16 protein-coding genes are annotated in these 23,938 nt (G+C 31.7%); all 16 read right to left on the minus strand.

Features of this window, described 5'->3' with window-relative positions; translation table 11 throughout:
* Nucleotides 1-25 precede the first annotated feature (25 nt).
* The 16 genes from OZP06_RS15920 to OZP06_RS15995 all read right to left on the minus strand — a co-directional run bounded on the left by OZP06_RS15920 (nucleotide 26) and on the right by OZP06_RS15995 (nucleotide 23,903).
* Nucleotides 26-2,422: a glycosyltransferase gene (locus tag OZP06_RS15920; protein WP_281323962.1), complete on the minus strand. Its 2,397-nt coding sequence runs from the start codon at nucleotides 2,420-2,422 to the stop codon at nucleotides 26-28.
* Nucleotides 2,412-3,455, minus strand: a complete 1,044-nt coding sequence (locus OZP06_RS15925; protein ID WP_269222745.1) for a pesticidal protein Cry7Aa — start codon at nucleotides 3,453-3,455, stop codon at nucleotides 2,412-2,414. Before OZP06_RS15925 ends, OZP06_RS15920 begins: the two co-directional genes overlap by 11 nt.
* A gap of 480 nt (nucleotides 3,456-3,935) precedes the next feature.
* Entirely contained in the window at nucleotides 3,936-5,390 is a 1,455-nt protein-coding gene (locus OZP06_RS15930) for an OmpA family protein (RefSeq protein WP_269222746.1), read from the minus strand.
* Between the two features lie 188 nt (nucleotides 5,391-5,578).
* Entirely contained in the window at nucleotides 5,579-6,682 is a 1,104-nt protein-coding gene (locus OZP06_RS15935; protein ID WP_269222747.1) for an AI-2E family transporter, read from the minus strand.
* A gap of 116 nt (nucleotides 6,683-6,798) precedes the next feature.
* Complete coding sequence (locus OZP06_RS15940) at nucleotides 6,799-7,059, minus strand: NAD(P)H-dependent oxidoreductase (protein ID WP_269222748.1); 261 nt, start codon at nucleotides 7,057-7,059, stop codon at nucleotides 6,799-6,801.
* Between the two features lie 37 nt (nucleotides 7,060-7,096).
* On the minus strand, nucleotides 7,097-7,270 hold the full coding sequence (locus OZP06_RS15945) for a hypothetical protein (protein ID WP_269222749.1): 174 nt from the start codon (nucleotides 7,268-7,270) through the stop codon (nucleotides 7,097-7,099).
* 28 nt (nucleotides 7,271-7,298) lie between these two features.
* On the minus strand, nucleotides 7,299-7,772 hold the full coding sequence (locus OZP06_RS15950) for a DNA starvation/stationary phase protection protein (protein ID WP_269222750.1): 474 nt from the start codon (nucleotides 7,770-7,772) through the stop codon (nucleotides 7,299-7,301).
* Nucleotides 7,773-8,335: 563 nt separating this feature from the next.
* Nucleotides 8,336-8,530, minus strand: coding sequence for a hypothetical protein (locus tag OZP06_RS15955; RefSeq protein WP_269222751.1), 195 nt, complete (start codon nucleotides 8,528-8,530; stop codon nucleotides 8,336-8,338).
* A 44-nt stretch (nucleotides 8,531-8,574) separates the two neighbouring features.
* The gene (locus tag OZP06_RS15960) at nucleotides 8,575-8,925 is read right to left on the minus strand and encodes a hypothetical protein (RefSeq protein ID WP_269222752.1); all 351 of its coding nucleotides are present in this window, start codon (nucleotides 8,923-8,925) and stop codon (nucleotides 8,575-8,577) included.
* Between the two features lie 12 nt (nucleotides 8,926-8,937).
* Nucleotides 8,938-9,372, minus strand: a complete 435-nt coding sequence (locus OZP06_RS15965; protein ID WP_269222753.1) for a response regulator — start codon at nucleotides 9,370-9,372, stop codon at nucleotides 8,938-8,940.
* Complete coding sequence (locus OZP06_RS15970; RefSeq protein WP_269222754.1) at nucleotides 9,369-12,323, minus strand: PAS domain S-box protein; 2,955 nt, start codon at nucleotides 12,321-12,323, stop codon at nucleotides 9,369-9,371. The genes OZP06_RS15965 and OZP06_RS15970 overlap by 4 nt, the downstream gene beginning before the upstream one ends.
* A 59-nt stretch (nucleotides 12,324-12,382) precedes the next feature.
* The gene (locus tag OZP06_RS15975) at nucleotides 12,383-12,928 is read right to left on the minus strand and encodes an AraC family transcriptional regulator (protein WP_269224628.1); all 546 of its coding nucleotides are present in this window, start codon (nucleotides 12,926-12,928) and stop codon (nucleotides 12,383-12,385) included.
* A gap of 185 nt (nucleotides 12,929-13,113) precedes the next feature.
* Nucleotides 13,114-17,454, minus strand: a complete 4,341-nt coding sequence (locus tag OZP06_RS15980; RefSeq protein ID WP_281323963.1) for a CheR family methyltransferase — start codon at nucleotides 17,452-17,454, stop codon at nucleotides 13,114-13,116.
* A gap of 269 nt (nucleotides 17,455-17,723) precedes the next feature.
* Nucleotides 17,724-18,401: a peptidoglycan DD-metalloendopeptidase family protein gene (locus tag OZP06_RS15985; protein ID WP_281323964.1), complete on the minus strand. Its 678-nt coding sequence runs from the start codon at nucleotides 18,399-18,401 to the stop codon at nucleotides 17,724-17,726.
* An 82-nt stretch (nucleotides 18,402-18,483) separates the two neighbouring features.
* On the minus strand, nucleotides 18,484-20,892 hold the full coding sequence (locus OZP06_RS15990; protein ID WP_269222758.1) for an alpha-ketoacid dehydrogenase subunit alpha/beta: 2,409 nt from the start codon (nucleotides 20,890-20,892) through the stop codon (nucleotides 18,484-18,486).
* A 188-nt stretch (nucleotides 20,893-21,080) separates the two neighbouring features.
* Nucleotides 21,081-23,903, minus strand: coding sequence for an aminopeptidase (locus OZP06_RS15995; protein WP_348651436.1), 2,823 nt, complete (start codon nucleotides 23,901-23,903; stop codon nucleotides 21,081-21,083).
* Nucleotides 23,904-23,938: the final 35 nt, after the last annotated feature.

Here is a 23,938-nt window from a genome sequence, read left to right on the forward strand (position 1 = left end):
TAGTGAATTTTATAATATTTACATATTAAACCAAAAGTTTTGGACGACTTAATTTCAATGTTGTTTCTTTTTTAATTTGGCTTAAAGTCTGCAATTTTATAGATCTTCTATTGTTTTTTTCAATAGCCAAACGAGCCATCAAATAGCTTACTGTTGATTCTGCACCTTGATTTAAATTAACATAAGTATCTTCTAGACCATCGTAGCATCCACCTGTACAAGGATTATAAATAATTTGATGTAAATGGTTATTTCCCAAAAACCAACTGAAAGCAATTTTCATTTTTTGACTATATTCCTTGTTATTGAAAGCAATAGAAAATTTGCTTAGCGCCAATATTGTATAGGCAACATCAATAGGTTGCTCTCCTCCAATTACTTGTTTGTCAGTGTTGTCTTCTTTGAGCAACCATCCTTTATTAGATATTACTTTAATACTGTTTTCTTTGAATATTTTACTCAAAAGAAAATCAAAAGAAATTTTAGCGACCGTTTTGTAGGTAGTATCACCAGTACTTAAATACGCACAAAGCATTGCTTCGGGTAAAATGCTGTTGCCATAAGTTAAATAACTTTCAAACCAAATCCAATCAGCATTAGATTCGTGTTTGTACATCTCAACCATTCTATTGGCCAGTTTTTTTATTATTCCAATATGAGTAGTTGATTTCTCTTTGGAATTGGCATAGTACAGTCCTTTTATGATAAATGCCATTGCTCTTGTCGAATGAATTTTAGACACATTTACCGTTGCATGAAGTAAAGTTGATTTTGCTATTTCAACCAATGTTGTTGGTAAAATTGATTCCAAAGAAATCAAATATCCCAAGGCCCAAATTGCTCTACCATTGGAATCTTCGAGATTGGTTTCATTGTTTTGTTCCGTAAAATCACCATCTTCATCTACATAATTTAGAAAACTACCATTTTCTTGCAAACAGGAACTAATGAAATTTAAATATATTTTGATATAATCTAAATCTGTTTTGTCTTTTGTTAATTCAAAGTGTTCACACATAGCCACCATGGCACGGGCATTGTCATCTATAGTATATCCTGATTCAATGTCGGGTTGGTTGATAATCGAAAATTGAATCATACCAAAATCCGTGGTCAATTTTTTGATATGATCTAAATTGATTTCTGGAATTTTATATTCTAAATTCATGTTTTTATTTCCTGTTTTTTCGAATAATAAAGCATGGGCAATGGCGGAGTTCTCCCAGGCAGTAGGCGCAATCTTATGAAGTCCTTTTGAACTTATATTATTTCTCAAATTTTTATCTAATAACAAATGGTTGACTTCCTCACCTAATTGTTTAGAATTTCCAAAATCAATTATGATTCCAGCACCATCACTTAATACTTCAGAAGCATGGGGTATAGGTGTAGAAATAATGGGGCAACCACAACTAATTGCATAGGAGAATGTTCCGCTCACAGCCTGATTTGGATCATTTGATGTAAATAAATAAATATCTGTTAGTTGCAAAAAATCTAAAAGTTGGGTTAAAGGCAAAAATGTATTTACAAACAATACATGATTTTGTAGTTGTAACGTTTCAATTTTGGCCTCTAACATCGTTCTGTATTTTTCACCTTCTTCTTTCATGACCGAAGGATGTGTTTTTCCAATTATTAAAAACAAAACATTTTCATTTTTTTTGATAATGCTTGGCATGGCATCCAGAGTTGTTTCGATACTTTTTCCGGAACTTAAAAGACCGAAAGTAGAAAGCACTTTTTTTCCAGACAAATTATATTCTGCTTTCAAAAGTTCTTTGTCAGAATGAGGCACTAGGTGAGTTCCATGAGCTATCACTGTTATTTTATTGGGATCCACTTCATAATCATTTTTTAAAATTTGTTCTGCAGAATGGGTCATGACAATTATTGAATGAGCCAATTGGGCTATCACTTGTACATTTACTTTAAATGAGCTGTCAGGATTAGGTAGAACAGTGTGAAATACGATAATTACAGGTTTTGTAATTTTGTATAAAAACTGTATCAAATTAGCCTCATTTTTTCTAAAAAATCCAAATTCATGTTGAATCAATACCATTTTAATTGAACTATTTGCATTTATCTTTTCGGATAAATTATAAAAAGCATTTGGTTGATCCGTATTCAGGATATATTTTATGGGTTCTTGATAGTGATGTCTTTCAGTATCTGATTCTATTGCACATATTTTTATGTCGAAAGAATTTTTAAATTTATTATTTAATGCTTTAATCAAATCTTGTGAATAGGTTGCAATGCCACATTCTCTTGGAGGAAAAGAGGTTATGAACAAAATTTCTGAAATTTTCTTAGAACTTTCAAGTACCAAATGATTAGTAACAGTTGATCTAATTTCTGTACTTACTAATCCAACTGGAAGCATAGTACTATTTTGTGCGGGAATTCTATTTCTCATTTTTAAGGGTATTAAGCATTAGTTCTTCTAATAATTTGGATATACTTACAGAGGCCGTACCTATTCGCTCATCAGCGGCTCCGTAATAAATATAAAGGGTATCATTAAATAAAGCAGTTCCAGTAGGAAAGCATACATTATTGACTTCGCCTTTCAATTCCCATATTAATTCAGGTTTAAAAAGGGGATAGGGCAATCTTGCAATCTCTTTCATAGGGTTTTTCAAATCCAATAAGGCTGCACAAGCAGAATATACAAATCCTTTGATTGTATCTTGAACTCCATGATAAATAATAAGCCAGCCTAATTTTGTTTCAATAGGCGGACAACCACCACCAATATAGCTAGCTTCATGTTCGTATTTGGGCTTCATTACGATGCATTCATCAAATTTGATAAAATAGTTTTTCCAAAATTGAGGATTCAATTCATCTAAACTTTTTACAGCAACAACAATTTGAACATCTGGTTTTATACGATGCAGAAAAACGTATTTATTATCTATTTTTCTAGGAAATAATATGATGTTTTTATCCCACATCAATACTTTTTCACCTTGTTTTTTAGTTACTCCTTCATGATTATTATATCGAAAGTATTTTTCGTTTATTTTATTGTTTGATGTAATGGCATCAAATTCATCGTAGGTAATTTGAGGGACTATTATTCCTTTTTTGTCCCAGTTCACTAAATCAGTCGATGTTGCCATTGTTCCTAATGCATTTACACCATCATAAGCTGTATAAGAGAGATAATAAATATTTTCAATTTTTACAATTCTAGGGTCTTCTAAACCATGGGATTCATAACTGAATTCTGAAACAATTACAGGAGCAATATCCCTTATTTCAACAGATAAAGGTCCTTTGAGTTTGCAATATCCTATACTGGAAAAATTCCCTAAACTGACCGCTCTGTAAAAAAGATGAACGTAATCACCATCTCTTATTATTGCAGGATTCAATACTCCTTCATTCTCAAAATTAAGTTCAGTTTTTTGTATAAGGATACCTTCTTTTTTTACTGCTATCATGATTTTATATTTGGCTTAATGCATAAAGTTTAGATATATAAAGGTCAATATATAGTACTCGAAATTCTTACAATACTTTTATTTTAAATTATATTATTTACAGTTTTATAAATAGTTATATACACATGGCAAATGAATAGAATGATTTTTTTCTTTAGAAAATTATTTTATATCAATAGAAAAGGGCTGTTGTTTCCAACAGCCCCCTTCGCCCCAAACCTACTTTATATTAAAAAATGAACTCTTATTTACTTATATAATATTCAAAATACGATTGTAAATGTGTTCCTTATTATAGTGTAAATCGTATTGCTTTTACAATTTTATTACACTGCAAAGATCTATTTATACAGCTGATCAGGATTACACTTTTATTTTTATAAGTTATAGAATTAACAGATTTTTATTTCTTTTTAAAAAAAAGAGACTGTTTGTTAGAACAGCCCCCTTTAAAAAAAAATATTTAAACCAATTAAATTTTTAGTATGTTGTTTTCAACTCAACTCTTCTGTTTTTAGCACGACCCAAAGCAGTTTTGTTACTTGCTATTGGTTTACCTTCCCCAAATCCTAAAGCAAGCAATCTTGACTCAGGAATACCTTTGCTTATAAGATATTGTTTTACAGAATCCATACGTTCTTGAGATAGTTTGATGTTGTAAGCATCACTACCGTTACTATCAGTATGACCTTCAATTTGTAATTTGGTTCCATCATAACGGTTTAAGATAAGTACCAACTCGTTTAACTCAACATAAGATGATGTTTTTAGCTTAGCACTGGCATTTTCAAAGAAAATTTTACCTGCGATATAAGCTATTCTTTTAACATCTTTGGGAGCAATTTCAGGACATCCTTTGTTTATAATGTTTCCTTTTACTGTTGGACAACGGTCATCAATATCAGCAACACCATCTCCATCAGTGTCAGGACAACCTTTTAATGCGATTGGACCAGCAATATCAGGACAACGGTCTTCACTGTTAACCACACCGTCTTTGTCATTATCCATAGGGCAACCAGCAGCATTTACTTGTTGACCTGCCGGTGTATTTGGACATTTATCATCAATATCTGCAACACCATCATTATCAGCATCAGGACATCCTGCTAAAGCAACAGGGCCAGCCGCATCAGGACAACGGTCTTTTGCATCTGCTACACCGTCTTTATCTCTATCTGGACAACCATTCAATGTAGGAACTCCTGCAACATCTGGACATTCATCTAAATAATCTGCAACTCCATCATTGTCTTTGTCTAGTGGACAACCGTTTTTGTCTACAGCTATACCTGTTGGAGTATCTGGACATTTGTCATTTCTATCTGAAACACCATCCTTATCGGCATCTTTTTTCTCCCCTAAGTTGAATGACAATCCAACTGTATGCATCAAAAAGGAATCTTTACTTCCTCCAGTAACTCCATCTCTATCATCACCATCTGTAAACATGAAAGTTTCTTGTATATTAAGCATTACAATTGGACTCAATCTGAACGTTAATCCACCACCCGCTGTTGGTAACAGGTAATCGATTTTTTTACTATTTACATCTAGTTTTTTATCAAAAAGCATAACTCCTAAACCACCAAATACATAAGGTCTAACCACGTATTCTGGATTCAAAAAATTAATTTTTAAGTTCAATGCAAGTGATGAAAATTCACTATTGAAATAACCATCGGGACGGTTATAAGCAACAGTTCCTTTATTTGCAGCTAAGTTCAAATCAAAATATTTTCCTAAATATCTTGAAACAGACAAACCTCCAACTCCATAAAACGTCATATCGGTTTTATAAAAATCATTTCCTAGGTCTCCGTTATACTGTGTTGCACCACCTGATATTCCAATATTCCATTTTCGGTCTTCGGTTTGTGCATTCATAATAAATGTAAATGCTAAGCACGTACATAAAAATAGTAATTTTTTCATTTTGTGTTTTTGTTAAATTATTTAGACAAAGGTCATTCAGATATCAAGCTTTGTAGTTACAAAACTTTTGTTAAATGTTGCATCATTCACACCTTTGCAAAAGGCATAGTATTACGATTTTAGTTTAATATGCAATGGGAATTGTTGAGAAAATTAAGGGTAGTGTTGTAAAAGTTTTTTTAGAACAATTATATTTTTTTAGCTTTATTTTTAATTTTAAAAAGAGACCTTAATTTCTTTAATAAAATTGAATTTGAAGGTTTACTTGTTTCAATTTCTCCAATCAAAAATCCGTATGGCTGTAATGCTTCAACATGATCGCAGATGATTTTTAACATAGCCGTTAATGGTATGGCCAAAATAATTCCTGGTATTCCCCATAAAAGTTCCCCTAATACCAATGCAATAATGGTAAATAAAGGATTAATTTTTACTTGAGGTCCAAGCATTAAAGGTTCAAGTAACCAACCTTGTATGAATTGAACTATTCCATAGGTAATAACAATACCTCCCAAAAGTGCAAGATTTCCGCCATGCATAGCAGCAATCAAAACAGTAAGTGACGTTCCAGTGATGTTGCCCACAAAAGGAACAATTTCTAAAAATCCGCAAAGTATAGCAAAAAAGAATGCGTTTTCTAAACCGATGAAACTAAAACCTGCAAAGTACATAATCCATAAACAAAAAATCATTTTTGAAAGTCCAACCAAATATTGTTGTGATACATTTGCAATCTTATGCAAAATTAGCTTCATTGATTTTTGTTCTGAAATGGCGGTGAGTTTTAGTACAAATTGCTTAATATGGGAACGATAATACAATAAAAATAAAAAATAAGCTGTAACCAAAATGATATTGGTAACAATTATAACTAGTGAACCCAATAGAATTTGTACTATACTGGTATACGATGGCTTTTCTTCATTTAGGATTTTAAATTGTTCATCAATTGAAATATTAAAATGATTGAAAATGTATTTTTGAAGATAAGCAACAGTATCTACAGCTTTTTCTTTTAAGAGTGCAACATCATTAATTACTTCGGATATTTTCCAACTAAGGAGCGTGATTAATCCCAAAACAACCAGTAATAATGCCAAAAAACATAGAAAGACAGCTAATCCTTTTGGAAAATTCTTTTTCTCTAGCCAATTGCAAAAAGGTAAAAATAAAGTGGCCAAAATTCCTCCAATTACAAAAGGCATTAAAAATACTTGGCCATAATATAAGGCAGCAATGATAAGAAATAACAAAAATATTTTCTTTGAGACAGTTGTTGAAGAGGTGGTCATTTTTCTAGTATTTATAGTAAAATTTAATAGGGTTGGAGTTATTTTAAATGAAAATTCGAGTGTTATCTTGCCTGAAAATTCACGCGTGATAACACTCGAATTGTTATTTTTATTTTTTAAAAACGAATTACAAGCGATGGATGCGATTCATTTTTAACCAATTTTATTGACCAAAGCAATTCTTTAATAAAAATAGCTGCTGGTTTTTCTTGAAATTGTAATTGTTCTTCAAATAATGGAAAATTATAGGTTTTTAAATCTACTATTTCAACTGTAGCTAATTTGTGTTCAACTACAAACTTTTTCAAGTACAATGCAACAGTATGACTTTTTCGATCAGTCCTGATACTTGAGGATATAATTGAAATATGATACATGTCTATTATTTTTAAAGATTATATGATAAATTGATTTCTAGAGATTTTTTGCCTTTTCCGTAAAAGCAATATTTGATTTTTTGAAATCAGCTGTTTTAAAATCAATTTGTAAAGCACATGAATCACCTGCTCCATTTTTGGGAACCGTAATTTTCCCTACTTTGCAATTACTTTTAGAACTGGACATCAATTTTTCTTCTACTTTTTTCATTTTAATAATTTTAAACTTTAGTATTGTATTAACTCAAATATCGCCTAAGTATCCAAGCCATAGTTTCATGTTCTTCCATCAATCCAGTCATAAAATCAGCCGAACCAGCATCTTTATTTTCTACAGAACACACTTTAATATCTTCTCTTAATTGAACAATTACAGTTTCTTGGTCTTCTAACAGTTCAAGAATCATATCTTTTTGTGAAGGATACTGATTTGGATTTTCTTTGAGTCTGGTTAGTTCCGAAAACTCTTTCATAGTACCAATTGTTTTACCGCCCAATTTACTGATGCGTTCTGCAATTTCATCAATTGATGCTTCCAATTGTTTGTATTGGTTTTCGAATAATTTATGCAATTCCATAAAACTATTACCCGATACATTCCAATGAAATTTTCTAATTTTAATGTAAAGTGTCATTTCATCTGCCAAAATTGAAGATAGAAATGCAATGCTTTTTTGTAAATTTTGTTTACTAATTCCAATTTGTGGTTCCATATTTTCTTGTGTTTTATATTTGTTAATTTAATTTTTCTGATTTAGTCAATCCAAATTCAGAAAATAGTACAACACAAAGATGGTAACTTGATAAGGAAATTGGGTTACATAACTTTTGATAATAATTATAGAATTTACAGTTCTTTGGGATATTTAGTTTGTTTAAAATCAATATTTTATGATTTATGATAAACTAAAACAAAACTGAATAGAAGTAGAATAGAAGATGTTAAAGAGAACTAGTATTGTTATTTTAAAGTAGAAAAAATAGTAGGTTGCTAAATTCCTTAGCTAGACCAAGACGGTCATTCATTATTAGAATTTAAATTTTATTGAAATGAATTACAAGTGTTTAGCGGATAAATTTGGAAGTGTAAATAGTTCAAAAAAGAAATACAATCACTGATTAATGGGTATCAAGCTCGTGTACCATTTCGTTGGTCATAGACGGAAGGTTGGAAAACTTCTATGTTCTTGATGCCATTGTGCCAACCTGGCAAATCAGAAAAAGTATTTTTTTTATTGCCATTTATTTTTGAGGAAGTGGTAATAAGTTGACAAATTTATGATTCGTCTTTTGTGGTTCGGATTAAACTAATGCCAGCCATAAAGAAAACCGTTCCCAAAACACCAAAAATAACAAGTGCTTTTATATCTCTGTCACTTCCTGATGTATTAGTAAATATAACCGCATCATAGATTAGTCCTCCAATTCCTAGAGCCGTCAATAATGCACCAAAAATTCTTTTGATATTCATAATTTTAATTTTTAAATAATTTATAGTCGTTTGTACTTTTGTTTTTATTCTTGTAGATCTTCATCCAAATCGTTGTGATCATCTCCTCCTAAACTGTAATAGTTGTTTTCTTCATCTTCATTACCAATTTCTTCTTGAATATCATCCAGTTCAGAACCTGGAATGTCTAAATCACTACCTGTTTTATCGTCATTGAAATCTTTCTCATTTCTTTTTTCAACGGGTTGGATTTTTTGGATTTCTTTCATTTTAGAAATATCCTCTGGATCTACATCAGATTCTTTGGGTAATTTGTTATAAATATCTTCACTTTCAGGGTAATCTGACAATGTATAAGGTTCTTCTTTTTCTTTAGGAAGATTACCTGGTTTTGAATTTTGTGCTTTATTTTTCATTTTAAATGTTTTTTACATTCTTTCCATATACCAATTAAGTTCTTTTTTAATTTTTCTAAATTCAAAAAGCGAGGAAATTATTTTTTGCAAACGCACAAATGCAGTTTCACTTTTTACTACATAATCATAGGCTTGATGGTGCATACAATCAATTGCAACTTCTATTTTATCTTGTGAGGATAACATGATGACCGCAATTTCAGAATTATATGCTTTTATTTTATCCAAAGTATCAATACCGTTTATTGCATTCAAATCAATTCCATCCAAATGGTAATCCAAAATAATTACATCGGGATTGTTGGCTAGATTAGCCAAGCAAAGTTCTCCGGTAGAGTAGGTTTCTATATCAAAATCGGCATGATCCAAGAATTCAATTTCCAGAGATTTTAAGAACAAAGCATCATCATCAACCAAGAACAGTTTTATTTTATTGGTGGTATTCATTTTATTGATTTTTTTAATATTTCTAATTCTAGCTCTAATTCTTTGCAGGCTTGTAGGCATACATTCTCAAGTTGCAAAACCATATCTTCCATTTCTTCATTTTTTTGCTGAATGACTACAAATTCCTGAATTTTTTTTGCCATAATTTCAAAATCGGAATGAATTCCCATAATTGAAAAAGAAGGAATCATTTTGTGAATGGCGGCATTTAGCAAACTCCAATCTTGATTCAATAAGCTTTTTTTCAAGGTATTGATGAGTTCTGGTGTTTGTTGCAAATAAAGGCCAATCATTTCGATCATCAATTTAGGATTGGATTTTGTACGATGATTCAAATAATCTAGATTAATGCATTTTTCTCTTTCAATAATTGTGATTTCAGGAGTTTTATTCGTATTTGCTATTGAATTTTGTGGCTTTTGAATCAAACTTACAATTTTACTATACAAAACTCTTTCGTCAATAGGTTTTGCAATGTAATCATTCATGCCAACAGCTTTGCATTTTGCCAAATCTACCGTAGTTACATCTGCAGTTAATGCAATGATCGGAATAGTCAATTTCAACGTTGTCCGAATGTATTCAGTGGCTTCGAAACCATTCATTTCAGGCATTTGTAAGTCCATCAATACAATATCGTATTGATTTGTTTTGAGTTTTTCGATGGCAATTTTTCCGTTTTCAGCAATGTCTCGTTCAAATCCGAAATCATCCAATACCGTTTTCATTAATAACTGATTCAGTGCCATATCCTCTACAACCAATACTCTAATGCCTTTAATTTCATTATCCAATTCCATGATTTCGTTTTCTATAGCTGCTTCTTTTTTTGTTTTTAGAAAAGGTAAAGTAAAACTAAAACGAGAATACTCATTTATTTTACTTTTAACCCTAATACTGCCCCCTTGCGATTCTACCAATTGTTTTACAATAGCGAGTCCAAGTCCGGTTCCTCCATATAATCGGGAAGTTCCGCTTGATGCCTGCTGAAAATTTTCAAAAATCCGATCAATTTTATTGTCCGAAATTCCTATCCCCGTATCATTGACGGCAAATTCAATAATGACTTTTTCGTCATCTTCAAACATTAAATGAACACTTACGGTAATAACACCTTTATTTGTAAATTTGACTGCATTACTTACTAAATTTAAAATGATTTGGTGCAATCGAACAGGATCACCCAGTAAAACTTCCGGAATATTGTTATCATAATCCGATACTAATTTTAAATTTTTTTCTTGGATTTTGGTTTCAAATAAATGAAGCATCGAGGATAATGATTTTTGTATTTTAAATGGAGTTTGTTCAAAAGTCATTTTACCAGCATCTACCTTTGCTAAATCCAAGATGTCATTTATCAGTACAATTAGAGCATCACCACTCATTTTTATTGCCATTAGATATTCTTTTTGCTTGGCGGTTAATTCTGTTTTCAAAACTACTTTTGTAAAACCAATTATTGCATTCATTGGAGTCCGAATTTCATGACTCATATTTGATAGAAATTGCTGTTTAGCTTTTACTGCATTTTCGGCAATTTGTGTAGCAGATTCTGCTTTACTCTTAGCTTCTTCGGCAAGTGCTGTAGCTAATTCTGCAAAAACCTTAGCTTCAAATAATTCTGTTGCGATTCTTTTTTGTTCCGTAATATCTCTGGCAACCATCACAGCGCCTACAACATTTCCTAAATCATCTTTGTATACCGAACCGTTGAACAACACATCGGTAAATTTTCCATCCATGATGGTTAATGGATAATCAACAACAAAACCTTTTGAAAAAACTTTTTTATATCCTTCTCGTGCTTTTTGGGGCTCGGTGAAATAATCAAAAAAATCGGAACTTATAAGATTTTCACGTGATACACCGGTTACTTGTACAGTTGCATCATTAGTATCCGTAATTTTCCCTTTAGGTGAAATGGTAAATAAAGGATCCCGACTGGCTTCAATTAAACTCAAAGAATATTGGGAAGCTAATTTGAGCGAATAACTATGTGCCTCTAATTCTTTGTTGGCAATTTCACGTTTCTCTTTTTCTTTATTTTGAAATTCGAGTTCAAGATCTGCAATAACGAGTTCGGCAGCTCTATTTTCTTTCTCACCTGTTTGAAAAACAAGTTCTTTATTGGCTATATATAATTCGTCTGCTCGTTTTTCTTTTTCGTCATTTTGAAAAGCTAATTCTTTATTTGCAATAACTAATTCTGCAGCTCTTTTTTCTTTTACTTTATTTTGATAGGCCAATTCTTCATTGGCAATGACCAATTCTGCGGCTCTATTTTCTTTTTCATCATTTTGATAGGCTAACTCTTTATTGGCAATAAATAATTCTGCTGCACGTTTTTCTTTTTCTTCATTTTGAAAAGCCAATTCTTTATTAGCAATGCCTAATTCATCGGCTCGTTTCTCTTTTTCATCATTCTGGAAAGCCAGTTCTTTGTTAGCAATACCTAATTCTGCCGCGCGTTTTTCTTTTTCTTCATTTTGAAAAGCCAATTCTTTATTGGCAATGCCTAATTCATCGGCACGTTTCTCTTTTTCATCATTTTGAAAAGCCAATTCTTTGTTCGCATTTCGCAATTCTAATGCCCATTTTTGCTCGGCAATGTCTCGAGCCACTATTACAATTCCTTTTATATTTCCTTGATTATCTTTATAAACAGATCCATTAAAGAGAACTTCAGTTAATGTACCATTGATATGACGTAAGGTAAGTGGAGAATCTGAAACAGAATTTTTGTCGAAGACTTCTTGATAAACGTCATGGGCTTTGTTGGGTTCTGTAAAATAATTCTTAAAATAAGTACCCGTTAATTCTTCTCTAGATATTCCGGTAATATGCGTCAACGCCTCATTCATATCCGTAATTTTTCCTTCAGTGCTTATGGTTATCAAAGGATCCAAACTGGCTTCAATTAAACTTCTGGCATATTGTGATTCTTGCATGGGGAGGCGTGGTATTGTTTGTTAATTATTAGGATTGGATTTCCAAAACTATGCTTACGTTAATTTCCGATTTCCTCAATTGGGCTTCGTCTTTTGTCTTTTAATTTTTTAAAATGGGTAGGGGATAATCCGGTAACTTTCTTGAACTGGCTTGACAAATGGGCTACACTGCTGTATCCCATTTTCCATGCAATTTCGGTGATATTGAGTTCGCCATAAATGATTAACTCTTTGATTCTTTCGGTTTTGTGCGAAATGATAAATTGTTCTATTGTTGTCCCTTGTACTTCTGAAAAAAGATTGGACATATAGGTGTAATCGTGATTTAATTTTTCATGCAAATAGTCCGAAAAATTGATTTTAATATTTTCATCGGTATGGTGAACCAATTCAATGATTACATTTTTTATTTTCTCAATAAGCATGGCTCTTTTGTCATCCATTAATTCTAAACCAGAATCCAATAAAGCCAATTTGAGTTGTTCGCGTTGATACATAGAAATAGTTTCCATGATTTCCACTTCGCCTAAATCTACCACTATAAAGTGAAGGCCAAGTTTTTTCAATTCTTCTTTCACTGCCATTTTGCAGCGATTACTTACCATATATTTGATGTATAATTTCAAGTTGTTCTTGTTTAAGAGATAGAGTAAAGGTCGTAAGCAAGTCAAAAAAAGATGTTATACTACTTTATTAATTTGTTGTATAATTCACTGATTATTAATTTATTTATTGCAAGTAAATAATGAATAGTTAGTTGTAATTTGATTATTCACTTTTTTACAATGTCCTATTTTTTAGGTATTGATTTCTTGAGTTGCTTAATGATTTTTTCATATAAAAGCTTTTCATCAATTGGCTTAGAGATGTAATCATTCATTCCAACGGTTCTAGATTTTTGAACATCAACAGTGGTTACATCGGCGGTAAGCGCTATAATTGGAATTTTAGATTTCAAAGTATTGCGAATGTAATCTGTGGCCTCAAAACCATTCATTTCGGGCATAAGAATGTCCATTAGGATAATATCATAATTATTTTCTTTTAGTTTTTTTATAGCTACTTTTCCATTTTCGGCAATATCGCATTGGAAACCAAATTCCTCTAAAATGATTTTAATTAATAGTTGGTTTAGTGGTATATCTTCGGCTACTAAAACTTTTATGTTTTCTATTCCTTCAATCGTATGGATGCAGTTTTCTGTTTCTAACGGAATTTCGGCACAAAGTTTTTCAAAATCCATAATAAATCCAAAAGTGGAGCCTTTGCCTTCTTTGCTTTTTACAAGTAATGTACCACCTTGGTGTTCAACAAGTTGTTTGACTATTGCAAGTCCTAAACCAGTGCCTCCGTATAACCTAGAAATTTCGGTAGAGGCTTGCTCAAAATTATCAAAAATATGTTCCAGTTTGTTTTTTGGAATTCCGATGCCAGTATCGGAAAGGGTAAATTCAATTGTGGTTTTTTCGGAATCTTCATTCAACATTTTAACACTCAATATGATTTTTCCTTTTGAAGTAAACTTGATTGCATTACTTATTAAATTTAAAATAATTTGACGCAAACGCATACAATCCCCTACAATATATTCTGGAATTCGTTTGTCATATTGTTGCTCTAATTTTATATTTTTCTCAGAACATTTCGATTCAAATAAATAAAAGATATCAGCAATAGATTCCAAAATATTGAAAGACTTTTTGTCAAATGTCATTTTACCAGCATCTACTTTGGCAAGGTCAAGTATGTCATTAATTAAAACAATCAACGCACTTCCTGAAGATTTAATAGCGGTGATAAATTCTTTTTGTTCTTTATTCAAATCGGTTTTTAGGGCCACATTTGTAAAACCAATAATTGCATTCATTGGTGTACGAATCTCATGACTCATATTCGATAAAAATTGTTGCTTTGATTTTAAGGCATTTTCGGCAATCTTAGTTTTTTCTTCTGCAATTCGTCTCGCTTCAATTAACTCGTCTTTCAGATTAACATGTGCCGTTACTTCATAAGCAATTATGGTAACACCCAAAATGGTTTCATCAGCATCAAGATACGGTTGATAAACAAAATTGAAATATACATTTTCTAATTTTCCCTTACGATTCAATGGAATTAAAAGTTCATATCCTTCTTGAGGTTTACCTGAAGCGTATACTTCTTGTAGCATTTTCGGAATAGGACCGTCTTTTAATTCAGGTAAAACATCAAAAATTGATTTTCCTTCAACTTCATTTCCTTTTCCCCAAAGTTCTTTTATGCTATCGTTGGCTAGACTAATTACCATTGTTTTTCCTTTTAATATCGCAAAAGAGAAAGGCGATTGCAATAGCATCATGCTGTAACGTTTATTGCTGTCTTCTATAGATTTAATTGCTTTTTTTCCCATCTCAAGCTGTACTTCCAAAACTTTTTTTTCTTTAATTTGGAGTTCAATAGCAAGGTTTCTAACATCGGTAATATCTGTGATTGTTAGCACAATTAATTCTTCATTTTCACGAGCTTGAATGATACGATGGGCATTGAGTAACATTATTTTTTTGCCAATAACTGGAAAAACATGCTCAACTTCAAAATCATGAAAGCGGTTGTTTTTAGGGACGATTTCTTCTATTAGCTCTCTTAATTTTTGAATATTCCATTGGTTATTGCCTAATTTGTACAATGATTTCCCAATGCATTCTTCTTCGTTTACATGAAATGTTTTGCAAAATGATTTGTTGGCTGATTTTATTTTTATGTTTTTATCTAAAATAAGTACAGGTTCATGTACTGTTGAAAGTATAGCTTCATTATAATGGTTCAATTCTTCTACTTGCTGAATTCTGGATTGCAATTCCTGATTACTGGTTACCAATTCTTCATTGGTCGATTCTATTTCCTCCTTGGACGTTTCTAGTTCTTCATTCAAGCTTTGTAATTCTTCATTACTTGATACAATTTCCTCGTTGGCACTTTGTAATTCTTCATTGGCAGCTTCTTGATCATGCGTAATTGACCCCATATCTGCACGAGCTGAAGCCAGTTCTTCTTCCAATTTTTTTATTCGACGGTCTTTGGCAATCGTATTATTTTGCTGTCCTTTTATAGATTCTTCTTCTGTTTCGTGTTGAATGTATCCTGTAAAAATGACTATCAATAAAGGTTCTTCTCCTTCAATATTAAGAGGAATAGCTTCAATATTCACGATTTGAATGGTATTGTCTATTGGATTCCGATTCATTTCAATTCCCATTTTTCGTATAGGAAGTTTTGTTTTAATGGCATGATGAATGGCATTTCGTAATTCAAATGTGATTTCGATATGTGCCATTTTTAGAATATTAAAACTAGCTTTACCAGGGGAATGTTGCAAATACAAGGAAGTAGATCCTCTAAATTGAAGGATTTCCAAATCATAGTTGATAATTACACTGGCTGGTACATGTTGATCTAATAATACTGCATCAAAAGCGATCCCAATTGTACCGTTTATAGAGGATGGCGTTTTTTTGAATGTAGCGGTTGGTGTTGTATTTTTATCTGGCATGGTAGTGTGAGAAAGGTGTGAAGTAAGATCTGGAATGGTTCGCAATCCCGAATTTTTTTTTCGAGAATAGAATTTGTATTTTTTATCTAAAATGGTGAAAAGTTGTGCGGTTGTTCCGATAGTTTCTGATTTGCCAAGCATCAAACAGCCTCCATCGTTTAGGGCATAATGAAATGTAGAAATGGCTTTTTTTTGCGCTATCGTGTCCAAATAAATCAACATATTTCTGCAACTAATAAAATCCATTCTTGAAAATGGAGGATCCCGCAAAATATCGTGTTTTGCAAATACACAAACGTCACGAAGCTCTTTTGAAATTCGGTATTTTTTTTTAGATTTTGTAAAAAAACGCTGTAGTCTTTCAGGAGAAACGGTTTGGATTTGACTGGCAGAATATTCTCCGATTCGAGCAATCCGAATGGCATCTGAACTAAGATCGGAGGCAAAAATTTGAAATGGAATGTTATTGCGATTTTTTTCTTGTATTTCAAACAAAATCATAGCAATAGAATAAACTTCTTCACCAGTTGCGCATGCAGCTACCCATATACGCAATGTTTCTCCCGCTTCTTTAGCCTCCAGTAATTTAGGAAAAATAATTTTTTTTAAATACAAAAAAGGCTCAGCATCTCTAAAAAAGGCAGTAACATTAATTAATAAATCTTGATATAGTATTTCAATTTCATTACTTTGATTCGTAAGTATTTCGGAATATTCTTTTAAAGTTTTAATTTTATGAATTAACATCCTACGAAGCATTCGTCTTTTTATGGTATTCATTTTATAGTGACTGAAATCAACCTTTTTGTTTTTATGCAAAAGTTGCAAAATAACCTTCAACTCTGGATTACTATTTTCAATTTCTGTTTCTTGTGTTTTTTTTAAGGGTACAATGATTTGTAATGGATGCTGACTGATTCGTGTTAACTCTATTCCAATTTCTTTTGGTGATAAAACAAAATCTACAATACCTTCGGCAATTGCTGATTTGGGCATACTGCTAAACTTAGCTGAATCGTCCTGAGCAAAGGTAATTCCACCTGCTTGTTTTATTTCTTTCAATCCTCTGGTGCCATCATTGGCTGATCCCGATAAAATAATACCAATGACATTTTCATGATGGGTTTCTGCCAATGAGGAAAAAAGGAGATCAATGGAGAAATTTGAGGTACGGTTAATGGGTCTGGGGACTAGTTTGATATGACCGTCTGTAACTTCGATTTCTTTATCATTTGGAATTACATAAACGTTATTGGGTTTCATCATTTCCATATTGTCAATGACCTGAACCTCCATTTGAGTAACTTTTGACAACAGTACATCGAGTAAGCTTTTATGATCAGGGCTAAGGTGTTGGACATAAATAAAAGCCATACCTGTAGTAGGAGAAATATTTTTAAGTAATTGAGTGACTGCTTCCAGACCACCAGCCGATGCACCTATGGCTACAACTGTAAAAGATTCATTTTTTTTAACTTTTTTAGAAACGCTTTCTTTTTTTGTAAGTGTTTTATTAAATGAAATGTCTTTGTTAAATTTTATAGTGGTTTCTTCAAAGGGAGTAAGTAAATCATTGTGGTCTATGTTCTGAATTGATTTCATTGTACCAATATTTACTTTGGAATATAGGACTAAAAAGAAGTTTTCTCTATAGCACATCCCTTTATAGGGAATATCCATACCAAATGTAGTGATAAGCAATGCCAATAACTATTAATAAAGGACTTATCTTTATAAATGAACAAGAATGAAGCGGACGTTAATTTATTGAAAAACAAGTGATAAAAAAGGAAATAGTGGGGAATAATCGAATGTACTAATTTGATTGTCTCTTTTTTATAGTGTATCAATAAATGGAAGTTGCAAATAGCTTAGTATATTTTTAATAACAAATTTGGATCTGGACAGTTTTTTAAATAATAAGGTAGTTTATAAGTACTACAGACACCGGGATAATCTCCAAAGTTATTTTCTATATTTTTAATGATTTGAAAATGCAAATGAGGAGCATAATCACCATTTACAGAAGCATTTCCTAATGTTGCCAATTGTTGTCCTTTGGTAAAAACATCACCAACTCGAAGGGTTGCAATACTTTCTACTGATAAGTGACCGTATAAAGTATAAAATACATAATCTTTTAATTGGTGTTCCAGAATAATTGTTGGACCATAATCGCCCAAGTTATTGTTATTTTGAAAACTGTGAATTTTTCCATCCAGAGCTGCTAAAACGGGGGTTCCTGCTTTTATCCATAAATCCAAACCAATGTGAATGTTTCGTTCCTCCGAGTTATTATTTTTAAATACGGTACTTCGTTTGTACAAATTTCGTGTTTCGTTATAACCACCATAGGCTACACTTGCTTTGTTTTTATCCAAATGGCTTTCGATGAACCTTTCAAATTTTGAGGCATTTGAAATGTCTAATTGGGATAATTCCAAATTAGATTCCGATAAGCTCAAAGGCGTATATTGGGTATAAGGAATAGTTTTGTCTAAAACTTTGATGTCTTTTAGATCTAAAAATAAATTTTCTAATGAAGTCATTTTGGAATAGTGCTAATTTTGAATAAAGATAAAAAAAATCCCAACCGGTGCAGATTGGGATTTTGAATATTATATTTTATTCTTAGTATAAACTTGGATATTTTGAGGGATTTACTTCATGCATCATTTCATATACTTTTTCATAAATATCTTCGGCAGAAGGTTTAGAGAAATAATCACCATCTGTACCATAAGCAGGTCTATGTGCTTTGGCTGTCAAAGTTTGGGGCTTGCTATCCAAATAATTGTAAGCATCTTGTTTTTCTAAAATTTGTTGCAAAATATATGCTGATGCTCCTCCAGGTAAATCTTCGTCAATTACCAACAAACGATTGGTTTTTATAATACTTTTTACAATATCACTATGGATGTCAAAAGGAAGTAATGACTGTAAATCGATAACTTCACAATCAATTCCGGTTTCAAATAATTCTTTGGCAGCTTGTTCTACTAATCTGAGTGTTGATCCATAAGATACAAGTGTTATGTCTGTTCCTTTTCTTAATGTTTCGACTACACCAATTGGTGTTTTGAATTCACCATAATTCAAAGGCATTTTTTCTTTTAATCGGTAACCATTCAAACATTCAATAACCAAAGCTGGCTCGTCACATTCTAATAATGAATTATAAAAACCGGCAGCTTGTGTCATGTTTCTCGGTACTAACACGTGAATTCCTCGGATAGCATTGATAATCATTCCCATAGGTGAACCTGAATGCCAAATTCCTTCTAATCGATGGCCTCTCGTACGAATAATAAGAGGTGCTTTTTGTCTACCAACTGTTCTGTATTGTAAGGTCGCCAAATCGTCACTCATGATTTGGATAGCATATAAAAGATAGTCTAAATACTGAATTTCGGCAATTGGTCGTAAGCCTCTTAATGCCATTCCAATTCCTTGACCTAATATAGTTGCTTCACGAATTCCTACATCGGCAACGCGTAATTCTCCATATTTTTCTTGCATTCCTTCAAGACCTTGGTTTACATCTCCAATGTTACCAGCATCTTCACCAAAAATTAAAGTTTCAGGATATTTTGAAAAAATGGCATCAAAATTATCTCTTAAAATCATTCTACCATCTGTATCCGCGACAGCATTATTTGAATATTCTGGTAAAACTTCTTTTACCGAAAACACATTTTTATCGGATTCTGAAAATAAATTACTACTGAATTTAGGTTGTGTTTTTTTGATGTAATAAGTGATCCAACGCGATAATTCTAATTTATCTTCTTCATTGATTAGTAAACGTAATGTTTTACGAGCAGCTACTATTATTTCTTTTTTCAAAGGAGATTTAATACTCTTTAAATTAGAAACGGTTTTTAGAATTTCATCTTTTTTGAAGCTTGTTACAGCTATTCTTTCCAAGATTGCCACTAATTCATTTTGTTCTTCAATAATTGGACTAATAAAAGCATTCCAAGCCGCTTTTTTGCCTTCAAAGACTTCCTTTTTAGCATCTAAATCAATAGCATCAATTTCTTCTGGTGATGCAATATTAATGGCAATCATCCATAATTTCATTTGACGAATACAGTCAAAATCTTTTTCCCATGCTAAACGGGCAGCATTTTTATATCGTTCATGTGAACCAGAACTGGAATGTCCCTGTGGTTGTGTAAGTTGATCAACGTGAATTAAAACAGGAATATGATTTTCACGAGCTATTTCGGCTGCTTTTTCATAAGTTGCAATTAAATCTACATAATCCCAACCTTTCACTTTTAATATTTCAAAACCATTTGAGTTTTCCTCTTTTTGGTATCCTTTTAGGATTTCTGAAATGCTTTCCTTAGTAGTTTGATGCTTTGCATGTACTGAAATACCGTACTCATCATCCCAAACACTCATTACCATTGGCACTTGTAATACTCCAGCAGCGTTTATGGTTTCAAAAAACAAACCTTCTGAAGTACTGGCATTTCCAATAGTTCCCCATGCAATTTCATTTCCATTTATTGAAAATTGATCAGCATTAGGAATTCCAGAAACGTTTCGGTATATTTTTGAAGCTTGTGCTAATCCCAATAATCTAGGCATTTGACCCGCAGTAGGAGAGATGTCTGCACTGGAATTTTTTTGTTGTGTTAAATTTTTCCAAGAACCGTCTTTGTTTAAGCTATGGGTTACAAAATGACCTCCCATTTGCCTTCCTGCTGACATTGGTTCAAGATCAATATCAGTATGACCATATAAACCAGCAAAAAATTGTTCTATGGTTAATTCCCCAATTGCCATCATAAAAGTCTGATCACGATAATAACCGGAGCGGAAGTCTCCATTTTTAAAGCATTTGGCCATGGCAAGTTGTGGAACTTCTTTTCCATCTCCAAATATGCCAAACTTGGCTTTTCCAGTTAATACTTCTTTACGGCCTAATAAACTACATTCTCGACTTATTATGGCAATTCGGTAATCATTTAAGACTTCGGTTTTAAAATCTTCAAATGTTAAACTAGTATTGACTTTCTCTTTTATCATAATTTTAAAAGTATCACTTTAGTGGTGCAAATCTAATTAAAAACTACGTATATATCATTATACGATTCTGTATTTTTGTAATTATTTATGAAATAATTTCCACTAAAATGAATGTATTTTTGCGATATAATAAATTTAAACTTAATTAATCAACTAATAGTTCAAAAAATTAAAGTTTTTATTTTGAATTAAAACCATTTTCGGGTAAAAAGATTAATTAATGATTTTGGGCTAAAAACAAAGATAAATCGTATTTTTTCACTATAATTATTTTGAGTAACTTCAAATCCATTCGATGAATATACCGGAAAGTACAATTCGAAGTAATCTTGAACCAAATTTAGGCGTATTCCACTATCATAAATAAACTCATTTTGTTCTCGTTTGTTTTTTAGAACACCAAAATCAGCATATGCATCAACCCAATTCCACAGTAAGCTATAACTGATATTTGTGGTTGCTAACCATTGATTCGATTCTGAAGATTCTACAAATGATTTAAAACCTCCTTGCGCTATTAAATATTGCTGACTCAAAATTCCTGTTGTATCAGATCGAGCATAAACGGAATAATCAAACAAATAATCATTAACTCTTGAAACACCAAAATTATATTTTTGAGTATCATTAGTATTATATAAAAAAGTTCCAGCAAATACTCTAATATTCAAATAGCGTTTGTCATTAAATAATTTGCGATATTCCATTTCTGCCGAAAGTTTACCAAAATAAGTTGAAAATTGGACGTCTGTTAAAAATTTTACATGACTGGTAACTTCTGTTTTTATATTAAAATATTTTAGATTCAAGATCGAATAATTATCTGTACTATCAATCACAATGGCTGATGGTTCTTTATTTATAATGTTGTATTTGAGAGTTATAGCCTGTTTTCTGTTGTCTCGATAGCTCGGTTCTCTCAAAAAAAGTGATACACTAGGGTATAATTTCAAATAGGCTGCATCTGGAGCATAATGGTAATAGGAACCATTTAGGGAATACCGAATATTGTACAGTCTTCCTTCACGTAAATATTGATTTACTGCCAATGAATAACTCCCAACAATCGATTTGGTGTTGATAGAATACATTGGATTTAAAACAAACATAAACGGTTTGTCAAAAAAACTGTAATTGTAAAAACTAATTCCAGGAGCAAAACCATCATATTTATTGAAAAATAAAGTAGGAACATAAAATAATTGTGAATAATGCGGATCTTCCAAATCTTCAAAAAAAGTTAGTTTCAAAGGACGGTTTAACGAATAGGTTTTCAATGATTTCCAATTGTTTCTTAAATTGAATTCGGGTACTTCATTGTTGTAATTCAAAACTAATTTGTCAATACTTTTTCTGTCGAATGTCAATGTAGTATCGATTTCATTGGGTTCCAGCCACTTTTTAAAAATAACCTGCTTGTCTTTAATTCCAAATATCGGCATTGGAACCAAAGGGACTCTTTTGTTTTTCACGATGAAAGTAATACTGTCATTGGTCTTCGTTACATCACCAAATTTATAATCAATTAGCTCACGGCTATCAACAATATATTTAAAAAACCAATCGATGTTATTGGAGGCTTTTGATTTTAAAATGTTTTCAAAATCTTTTCTACTTGTTTGCCCTTGTTGGTTAAGTGCATAAAATTGTTGAATACCCGAAGAAACTAAATTTTGCCCCAGATAATCATCTAAGTATTCAAAACTTAAGCCTGCTTTGTATTTATTGGCAATCTGAACATTGTATTTAATTAATGTATTTTTTGGAGCATTAAGTGGTTGATCTAAATTTTTTCTTGACATCAGCATAGAATAATAACTAAACTGTTCATTAAAATCAGTTTGGGCCATTTTAAATCCTTTGAGTAAATAGTATTTTGATGCCGATCCCATCATTTTACTTTCGGGATGGTATTGGTCAATATAATTCATGATGGTATAGACTTGAATTCCATCAAAAATCCAATTGTCTTTTCTGGCATCTATGCGTAAACTATTTCTAAGATAATTATTCAAATAGGTTTTTAAAAATTTAATCTCAAATATAAAATCAGAGTTAAAAGGACGCATGAATTTAGGCAATTGATTCAATCCGTAAAATGGATTTTTTTCATAATCGGCCTCTGAAATGATAATTTTTTCAAACGGAAATTTTCCGATGTTATTACTTGTAAAATCAACAACTTTTTTAATGATTGCAAACTTCAAAGAGTCACTAAATCTCCCTGAACTAATATTAGTCATGACTTCCAAGTCACCAATTGTATAACTTTTATAACTGGATTCTTTTTCTATAATAATATCAATATCAGCTCTGTTTTTACCCGATAGGTTGACATGTGTTTCAAATTCTGTTTTTGCCAAATTGGTAATTGCTAAATCCGAAGTTATTGCATTTTTTAGTGGTATTTTTATATCAATATCAAAATCAGAAACTGCATTGGCAATATCATCAAGATTTTCGTTACTGTATTTTACAAATTGGTGTTCCTCATAACGGGCAGGTGTAAGGAACCAGTTCTTGAGATGCATTCCGTAACTTTCAAAATGACCATACTTGGTGAATTTTTCACTAGGAATTTTTGATACATACGAAAGATGCAGTTTTATTTTTTGGTTTGGAAGTACTGTTCTTTTTAATAGGACTTTAATATAATCAGGATTTTGTTTGATTCTTTCCCATACAAAAGCATTTTTATCTTCATCCTCTATGTATAAATTGATAGTTCCTCCGCAATCTTTTTCAAGCGCCATATGAAACTTATTATAAAATTCGTCCGAAAAACGTTTTCCAAGTGGACTGTATTTTTCAGAAAAAGCATTATTCCAATCGTTTAATAGTATAGACGTTAAAGTATCATTTGTCTGATTGTAAAAAGTAATTTCTTGGTCAATTGTTAGTGTTTTAGCATCCATATCTACAACAACAGACATCTTGGAGTGATGCTGTGCATATTGTTTTTGGAAAACCAATAAAACAATAAGGAATACGATTTTATGGCAAGTTTTCAATTTGGGGATGTATAAGTTAACCGAAAAGTTATAAA

The organism is Flavobacterium sp. IMCC34518, from assembly GCF_027111095.2.
GTDB lineage: Bacteria > Bacteroidota > Bacteroidia > Flavobacteriales > Flavobacteriaceae > Flavobacterium > Flavobacterium praedii.